The following is a 7,291-nucleotide window of genomic DNA, read 5'->3' as shown; positions in this document are numbered from 1 at the left end:
CAACTGGACACGACTGAGCGTGTTCTTCGACTACCCACCGGAGATACGCAAGGTCATTTATACCACCAACGCCATCGAATCTCTCAATGCCAGCCTGCGTCAGGTCACCAAGACCAGAAGGTCATTCCCGAATGATGATGCAGTGCTGAAGTTGTTGTATCTGGCTTTACACCAGATTGCTAAAAAGTGGACAATGCCACTGCGAGATTGGAAGCCTGCCATGACGCAGTTTATGATCATGTACGGTGACCGAGTATCGTTATGATAAACAGCCACTTACACAGAAGATTTTATAGTCTCCTGGAAACAGAAAATGAATTCATTTACCAAGCTCATCGTCAAGTTCTTGCATCAGGCTATCGTAGGTATAGTCAGTGGTACCACTCGCTATGCCTTCTCTTATCAATACGCGCAATGTTTCAAGCTTTTGTTCCTCGCTTTCAAGGATTCTCAGTCCAGCTCTAACTACCTCGCTTGCAGAGCCGTATCTACCACTCTTTATTTGGTGGCTTATAAAGCCATCAAAATGTTCACCCAAGCTAATACTTGTATTTTTGGCCATGTCACACCTCACTATTACCAATGGTTACCATATTTTGGTATAGAGCCCATAACAAGTCAAGGCAGCGGACGCATTCTGCGCCGCTGCTTGAAGCGCTAGCTTTTCAGGGAGTGCTAGATGCAAGTAGCCGATATCATTGAGAGAATTGTAGGTGATTTTGAAGGCGTAGTGCCTAAATCAAGCTGGGGTGAAACTTCTATGTTTTATAACCCTGGTAAGCTGTTACCAAATGGTGTTTATTTTTGCACGCTGAAAGAACAAAACGGTGAAAATGACAAGGCGTCTGATTTAAACCGCGAAGGCACATTTAGGCTCAGTATTGGAGTGTCGAAAGCAACATACGAGCATTTATTTGGTAACAGACCAAAACGACCGCCCAAAGGAGGAATCATTGATACTGGTCATGATTTTACAGCCCTGAATGAACTCATGCCTCACCCTATATATGGTTGGATGTCTTGGGTACAGGTTTTAAACCCGAGTAAATCAACTTTTGAGTGCATACTTCCACTTATCGTCGAGGCGCATGCAAATGCAGTGGTCAAATTCAATAAAAAAGCTGTTAACAAATAGCTGCACCGGACTCGCTAAAGCTCGCGCGGTGAGCTAGGCGTTAAATTCAAAGGGAAGTAATGAGTAATCGAGTAATATTCAGGTTAGTAATAATTGGACTATTGATGTTTGAGATAGCTATCTTGGCGGTCCTGTACTTTGTTGATGATGGAGCTTTAGCGCCAGCTAGGAGTTTGCTACCAGAAACAGTTGATTGGCAAACGTATTTTGACCTTAGTCCTGTACTTGTGGGTTTTATAGGGCTTCTACTAATAATACTAATTATGGCCTCGGTGGTTGGGGCTTTATTGTTCCGTAACTGGGGGCGATGGCTTTATTTGTCTGTTGCGGTGTTAATAGTTCCTGTATCGGTATTTACAGGCCCAACTATATCTTATGGCTGGGAGAATGCTTTTTGGGACATGCTAATAATGGCAAATGGAGCAGTTATTTTAGCTATGTTCCTACCTCCAATCAGCAATGAATTTAACAAGTTAAGCCAGCAGGACGCAGCAAGCTGCGCCGCTTCTTAAAGCGTTAGAGATTAAAATGAACATAGTGATACGAAAATTAACTGAAACAGATTTACCCGCATTTTCAATGCTTTGGCAATTCTACCAATACCATCAAAGTGCTTTTGATGACGAAGATATCGATAGTTCTGGCAGATTTGATATTGAAGAAGAATACCTCAGCGATGTTGTTGCGGGTGACGAAGACTGTGACGCTTACTTAATTATTGTTGAAGGAAATATCGCAGGCTTCGTTACTGTGGAACCCACAGAAATCTTACAGCGTGAAATGCCTGAGCTATCAGATATTTTTATCTTACCTAAGTACCGTTCAAAAGGTATCGCTTTGCATGCTGTTTGCCAGTTAATGTTAAATAATTCATTAAATTGGCATGTAGCCGTTTATGAAAAAGACCTTGAAGCATTGACGTTTTGGGATAGGCTTTTTGCGAAATTACCTATTGAGAATGTATTGAAAATTGAACCCGCTGAGACCGAAGGCTTTTATGAGTTTGTGATCACAAATAAATAAAAATATGCAGGACGCGATGAATATTACACTGGAAGAAGTGACAAGTTTAAATTATGAAGAAGTATGTGACTTAGATGTCACCGATGAGCAGCAGGACTATGTTGCTAGCAATATGTGGTCTTTGCTTGAGTCACATTACTGCCAAGGCCATACCTGCAGAGCGAACTACAAAACGATACCCCGGTCGGCTTTTTTATGTGGGTTGCTGAAGCGCCTGAAAAAGTGTCTATCTGGCGTTTTATGGTGGATCAGCGTTTTCAAAAAACTGGTATTGGTAGAGCGGCGCTAAATTTGGCACTCAATGAGATCAAAGCCAATGACAAAGTAAAAGAAATAGAAATTTGCTATGACCCTGAAAACCCGGTAGCCAAAGATTTTTACTCAAGTTTTGGCTTTCAGGAAGAGGGGTTGGTTGAAGATGGTGAAGATATGTTGGCAGTCATCAAACTGTGAGCTCTAACAATCGCCAGCACAACGCGCCTGCGGCACTCGACTCGCAACAAGTTGCTCGCGTGTGTGGCGGGCGTTAGCTATTTGGTTTCGCCACAGTGTCAATTCAGGAGGAGTGAATGGGAGCTTGGGGAGTTGGACTCTATCAAGATGATTATGCATCGGATTTGAAGAATACAATCTCACTGGTTTGCAAATTACCAATGGAAGGAACACGACTTTTGGCAGTGCTTTGGAAAATGCAGTGTGATACAGGGCTAGATGGTGATGACGAGTGCACATTCTGGCTTGTTGTGGCAGATCAATTTGAACGTCGCGGCATTGCTTGCTCTGAAGCCATTGCCAAGGCGCTTGCAGTTATTGACGATGGCCATGATATCAGACGTATGGAGGGGCTTGAACAAAAACACATTGAGAAGCGACAACACATGCTACTTGAGCTAGCCGACCGCCTGCGCGCTCCCAGACCAGAGCGTCCCAAGCCGGCAGCTAAAAATCCTGCTGAATTTGTTGTAGAAGTAGGTGATATTTACGCCTATCCAACGATGGAAGGGAAAGCTGTGAATGCTTGGTCCTCAAGTTGGGAAGAGGCAGGCTTTCAGCCGGATGGTTGGGGAGCACTGGTGGTACTCCAGAAGGGAAGGGCTTTTGACTGGATACCATGGGTCGCGGTTGCCGCTTTAACGGTACCCCATGAGCGTTATCCTTCTCTTGAAGATGCGTTGAAAGCCAGGCTGCTGACATTTGACCTGCAAACAGAGGGCGCTGCCAAGGTCGTGCCAAAACGGAACCACTTTAAACGCATGAAAATGGAGTTGCTTGGGCAGGTAAAGCTCAATACAAAGAAAGCTGAGCGTCAAGTTTCTGCTTGGAGTGACGTCAGTGTCGTTGATAGCGGCTGGGCGCTTTCTACGACAGCCTACTCAGGTAATATTGGCGACTTTTCGATTTTATCGGTTGGCCCTTGTTTGGCCGACCTAATGGAAGAGCCCGCTAACAAAGCATTGCAGCGGACAAGCCGCTGAAAGCGGCGATAGGCGGCAATGGCTGAATTAAGGTGAGATCGATGAACAAGCGTGAATTTTTGAAACTGATGTCACTGATATTGCTGGGTAGTGGAGCCACTGGATGCAGAAACGAAAGCTATGGTGGAGATGACAGAGATATTAAAGGGAATCAACGAGTATTGGTGATCGGCGCCGGATTAGCAGGTTTGGCTGCTGCACGAGAGCTAACACTCTCAGGTCATCAGGTTATTGTGTTGGAAGCACGAGACCGAATAGGCGGGCGCATTTGGACCAGCCATCAGTGGCCTGATTTGCCTCTTGACCTGGGGGCTAGTTGGATACACGGCACCACGAGCAATCCGCTTACAGACCTGGCGGACCTGCTGCGCACAAAAAGAGTGAGCACCAGCTACGAGCGCAGCGTTGTCTATAACACGAATGGCGAAGAAATTTGGGGCGCTAAAGAGGCTAAGCTTGAAAGTGTCCGGCAGCAAATTTCTGCAGCGATTCGCAAAGCGCAGAACTCAGATCCCGACACTTCGCTCAGACAAGCTCTCGCCTCGCTCGAGAGTTCGTATGCGGATGATTCAGAAGCACTGCGTTTTCTGAACTTCTGCGTGTCTGGAAGTATTGAACAAGAATATGCAGGTAGCGCCAATCGTCTTTCATCACACTGGTATGACAACGCGAAAGAGTTCGATGGTGATGATGTGTTGTTTGAGCAGGGGTTTGAGGTGCTCACTGAATACTTGGCGCAGGGTACTGACGTTCGGTTGTCTCAGGTGGTCCAAGAAATTGCATGGCAAGAATCAGAAGTGAGAGTGCGCACCGCGCACGATGAGTTTTTAGCTGATCGGGTTGTTATCACGTTGCCACTCGGTGTTTTGCAGCGCGGTGATGTGCGTTTCGTTCCAGAGTTACCCGAGAAAAAGCGCAATGCGATAAGCAACCTTAGCATGGGGGTGTTGAATAAATGCTATCTTCGCTTTGAGCAAGCCTTCTGGCCAGAAGGCATAGATTGGCTTGAATATGTCTCGGCAAATCATGGCCAATGGACTGAATGGGTTAGTTTTCAGCGAACGGTGAATAAACCAGTTTTGCTAGGATTCAATGCCGCTGACCGCGGAAGCGAAATAGAAGCATGGTCAGATGAGCAGCTTGTGGCAAGTGCCATGGAAACCCTGAATGCAATCTTTGGTCCCGATATACCTCAGCCTATTGATTGGCAGATCACGCGCTGGGCCTCTGACCCTTTTGCCAGAGGCTCGTATTCTTACAATGCAATAGGTTCAACTCCCATAATCCGAGACGAACTGGCAAGCTCTCTGAGCGGGCGCTTGTTTTTTGCTGGTGAAGCCACCAATAGAACTTATTTCGGAACTGCGCACGGTGCTTATTTGTCTGGGCTTCGGGTGTCAATAGATGTTCTCTCAACATGACCTGTTGCCGCCCAACAATGCTCGCATTTATATATTGTTCATTTTGGCGCCATTGGGCTATGCTCAATAACAAGGGCATTACTCGCTCCGGTTGGTCGCTGGGTCGTCAACCCGCAGCGCGGCTCACTGCCCGGGTACTTTGCGTTAATGCGCTATATTTTTCTCTGCATTATTTAAGGATATTTCACAAATGAAACTTTCCTCAAAAATATTTTCTATTTCACCGGTTTGTCTCGTTTTATTAACTTCAATGGTTCAGGCACAAACGAGTGCACCCACCCAGACTAAGGAGACGGTTTCTGCTGCGCCTCTGACGGTTATTAAAAAAACAGCGGAAGTCTCAAATATTAAACAAGCCGATCGAAATAGGATTGATACTGCTCATAGAATTTCTGAGAGTGATAAAACGAAGATAGAAAAATCGAATACAACCAAAGACAAGCAAAAGCCTAAAAAAGCCTTTACCGGTAGCGGCCCGGCAAAGTCAAGGGACAACCCTGATGGTTAAATATAAAAATTGTTTGTGTCTTTTATAGCAAAACAAGCTCAAGCCGTTTGCAAGTTAGGTCGAGGCGTTGCTGTTACTTATGAGTTTCAGAAAACTTAATCACGTCGGTTACAAAACGTTGTCATGCTCTTTTTCCTAATGCTGAATATATTGAAATTCAACTGCAGAACTTACTGACTTAAACATCACAAATTTTTGATGCGCTACCGGATGTGGTGCAGTCATTATTTTTTGAAGCCATTACCGTAGCGAAGGAGAGCTTAAGCTCTTATGCAAATTCGATTTGGTACCCTTGTCGCCTGGTTAGCATTGTATTTTTTGTTGTGCCTGCTGCCAATGGGGCTGGCGCTGGTTTTTGAACGGCCGCCAGCCCGGACATTTTTTGTTGAGTTAGGGGTTTTATTTGGTTTGCTTGGCTTGGGAGTGCTGGCCATGCAGCTGGTTATTTCCGGGCGCCATCCTTGGTTTGCTAAAGGGGGGGGGCAAGACAACCTGCTGCAATTTCACCGGCAAATGGGCATTTTTGGCTGGCTGCTGATCCTGGCTCATCCGCTTACATTACTTATTGCTGAACCGCAGTTTCTGGATTATCTGCATCCTGCGGATCAGCCACTGCGCGCTGTTACTTTAAGTGCGCTGCTGGTTGCCAGCACTTTGTTGATTATTACCTCGCTCTGGCGGGTAGGCTGTAAGCTGCAGTACGAATGGTGGCGTGCATTGCATGGGCTCTTTGCATTATTTGTGGTAAGTGCAGGCGTAAGCCATGCCTTACTGGTAAGCAATTATACTGCCGGCTGGCCGGTGAAGATTGGCTTGCTGGTGGTGATGGGAGCGGCGCTGCTGTTACTGGTTGATTCACGCTTATTGCGGCCCTGGCGCCTAAAAGGCAAGCCCTGGACAGTGATTCGGGCGGAGAAAATCGACGGCGATGCCAGCCGGCTGGTATTGCAGGCCGATAACCACCCGGGCATGCCGTTTAAGCCCGGCCAATACGCCTGGCTTACGCTGGGCGACTCACCATTCTCTGTTCGGCAGCACCCGTTCTCGATTAATTCCAAAGACAATAATCCAATGCGCCTGGAGTTTACGGTTAAACATGCTGGCGACTTTACCCGCTCCCTAAGCGATGTGAAAGCCGGCAGCCGGGCCTGGGTTGAAGGTCCGTATGGGGTTTTTACCCTTAACCCTGACAACAACCGCGATACAGTTATGGTGGCAGGTGGTGTGGGCGTAACACCCATAATTAGTATGCTGCGCAGCTGTGCCGCAGCGCAGAGTGCCAGAAACCTGTTACTGCTATATGCCAATATCGACCAGGCCTCAGTGCTGTTTGCCGATGAACTGGCAGCGCTGTCGGCACAGCTGAACCTTAAGGTTGTGCATGTTTTAAAAGAGCCACCAGAGGACTGGCAAGGCGAGCAGGGGCTGATTGATGAAGCGTTGCTGGAGCGTTATCTGGACAACGTCAGCAGTAGCACCGATTACTATGTTTGCGGCCCAACACCGTTGATGAATGTAGCAGAAACAGAGCTGCGGGCGAGGCAAGTGCCGCTTAAGCATATCTATTCTGAACGGTTTAACCTGGTATAACCGGGATAACGGAGACGCCTGATGATGCACCTGATAGCAAAACGCGCCGGCACGGTTATGGCAGTATTACTGCTGGTCGCTACAGTGACAATTGCCTGGATACTTTATGCATAGTCATTGCTGATAGAGTTAATCAGAT

10 protein-coding genes are annotated in these 7,291 nt (G+C 46.8%); 9 read left to right on the top strand and 1 reads right to left on the bottom strand.

All coding sequences use genetic code 11. The annotated features are described in order from the left end of the window. A partial coding sequence (locus tag H141_RS0101500) for a transposase (RefSeq protein ID WP_019674472.1) occupies nucleotides 1-265 on the top strand: 265 nt, incomplete at its 5' end. Nucleotides 266-319: 54 nt separating this feature from the next. Here the strand turns inward: H141_RS0101500 and H141_RS0101495 are convergent. Beyond that, complete coding sequence (locus H141_RS0101495; protein ID WP_019674471.1) at nucleotides 320-562, bottom strand: type II toxin-antitoxin system ParD family antitoxin; 243 nt, start codon at nucleotides 560-562, stop codon at nucleotides 320-322. A gap of 117 nt (nucleotides 563-679) precedes the next feature. Here H141_RS0101495 and H141_RS0101490 point away from each other — a divergent pair, with 117 nt between their 5' ends. The 8 genes from H141_RS0101490 (at nucleotide 680) to H141_RS0101455 (ending at nucleotide 7,152) form a co-directional block, all read left to right on the top strand. Next, a complete protein-coding gene (locus tag H141_RS0101490) occupies nucleotides 680-1,135 on the top strand; it encodes a DUF6194 family protein (RefSeq protein ID WP_019674470.1) in 456 nt (151 codons plus the stop codon). Nucleotides 1,136-1,239: 104 nt separating this feature from the next. Next, entirely contained in the window at nucleotides 1,240-1,647 is a 408-nt protein-coding gene (locus H141_RS0101485) for a hypothetical protein (RefSeq protein ID WP_157610655.1), read from the top strand. A 16-nt stretch (nucleotides 1,648-1,663) separates the two neighbouring features. Beyond that, nucleotides 1,664-2,158, top strand: coding sequence for a GNAT family N-acetyltransferase (locus H141_RS0101480; protein WP_019674468.1), 495 nt, complete (start codon nucleotides 1,664-1,666; stop codon nucleotides 2,156-2,158). A 195-nt stretch (nucleotides 2,159-2,353) separates the two neighbouring features. Beyond that, nucleotides 2,354-2,611, top strand: a complete 258-nt coding sequence (locus H141_RS21830; RefSeq protein WP_019674467.1) for a GNAT family N-acetyltransferase — start codon at nucleotides 2,354-2,356, stop codon at nucleotides 2,609-2,611. A 116-nt stretch (nucleotides 2,612-2,727) separates the two neighbouring features. Then, nucleotides 2,728-3,633 (top strand): hypothetical protein, encoded by a 906-nt coding sequence (locus H141_RS0101470; protein WP_019674466.1) that lies wholly within the window; start codon nucleotides 2,728-2,730, stop codon nucleotides 3,631-3,633. 41 nt (nucleotides 3,634-3,674) lie between these two features. Beyond that, nucleotides 3,675-5,054 carry a flavin monoamine oxidase family protein gene (locus H141_RS0101465; protein ID WP_019674465.1) on the top strand — a complete coding sequence of 460 codons (1,380 nt, stop codon included), beginning with the start codon at nucleotides 3,675-3,677 and terminating at the stop codon, nucleotides 5,052-5,054. Nucleotides 5,055-5,244: 190 nt separating this feature from the next. After that, nucleotides 5,245-5,562, top strand: a complete 318-nt coding sequence (locus H141_RS0101460; protein ID WP_019674464.1) for a hypothetical protein — start codon at nucleotides 5,245-5,247, stop codon at nucleotides 5,560-5,562. A 270-nt stretch (nucleotides 5,563-5,832) separates the two neighbouring features. Beyond that, nucleotides 5,833-7,152 carry a ferredoxin reductase family protein gene (locus H141_RS0101455; protein WP_019674463.1) on the top strand — a complete coding sequence of 440 codons (1,320 nt, stop codon included), beginning with the start codon at nucleotides 5,833-5,835 and terminating at the stop codon, nucleotides 7,150-7,152. Nucleotides 7,153-7,291 lie beyond the last annotated feature (139 nt).

Origin of the sequence: Arsukibacterium perlucidum DSM 18276 (genome assembly GCF_000382165.1) — a bacterium.
GTDB classification, from domain to species: domain Bacteria; phylum Pseudomonadota; class Gammaproteobacteria; order Enterobacterales; family Alteromonadaceae; genus Alishewanella; species Alishewanella perlucidum.
The sequence above is the reverse complement of the archived record's forward strand: the minus strand, read 5'-3'. Positions and strand labels throughout refer to the sequence as shown.

Excerpts from the sequence above, each read along its gene's own strand:
- H141_RS0101495 (WP_019674471.1), bottom strand. The coding sequence starts at position 562 with ATGGCCAAAAATACAAGTATTAGCTTGGGTGAACATTTTGATGGCTTT.
- H141_RS0101490 (WP_019674470.1), top strand. The coding sequence starts at position 680 with ATGCAAGTAGCCGATATCATTGAGAGAATTGTAGGTGATTTTGAAGGC.
- H141_RS0101485 (WP_157610655.1), top strand. The coding sequence starts at position 1,240 with ATGTTTGAGATAGCTATCTTGGCGGTCCTGTACTTTGTTGATGATGGA.
- H141_RS0101480 (WP_019674468.1), top strand. The coding sequence starts at position 1,664 with ATGAACATAGTGATACGAAAATTAACTGAAACAGATTTACCCGCATTT.
- H141_RS21830 (WP_019674467.1), top strand. The coding sequence starts at position 2,354 with ATGTGGGTTGCTGAAGCGCCTGAAAAAGTGTCTATCTGGCGTTTTATG.
- H141_RS0101470 (WP_019674466.1), top strand. The coding sequence starts at position 2,728 with ATGGGAGCTTGGGGAGTTGGACTCTATCAAGATGATTATGCATCGGAT.
- H141_RS0101465 (WP_019674465.1), top strand. The coding sequence starts at position 3,675 with ATGAACAAGCGTGAATTTTTGAAACTGATGTCACTGATATTGCTGGGT.
- H141_RS0101460 (WP_019674464.1), top strand. The coding sequence starts at position 5,245 with ATGAAACTTTCCTCAAAAATATTTTCTATTTCACCGGTTTGTCTCGTT.
- H141_RS0101455 (WP_019674463.1), top strand. The coding sequence starts at position 5,833 with ATGCAAATTCGATTTGGTACCCTTGTCGCCTGGTTAGCATTGTATTTT.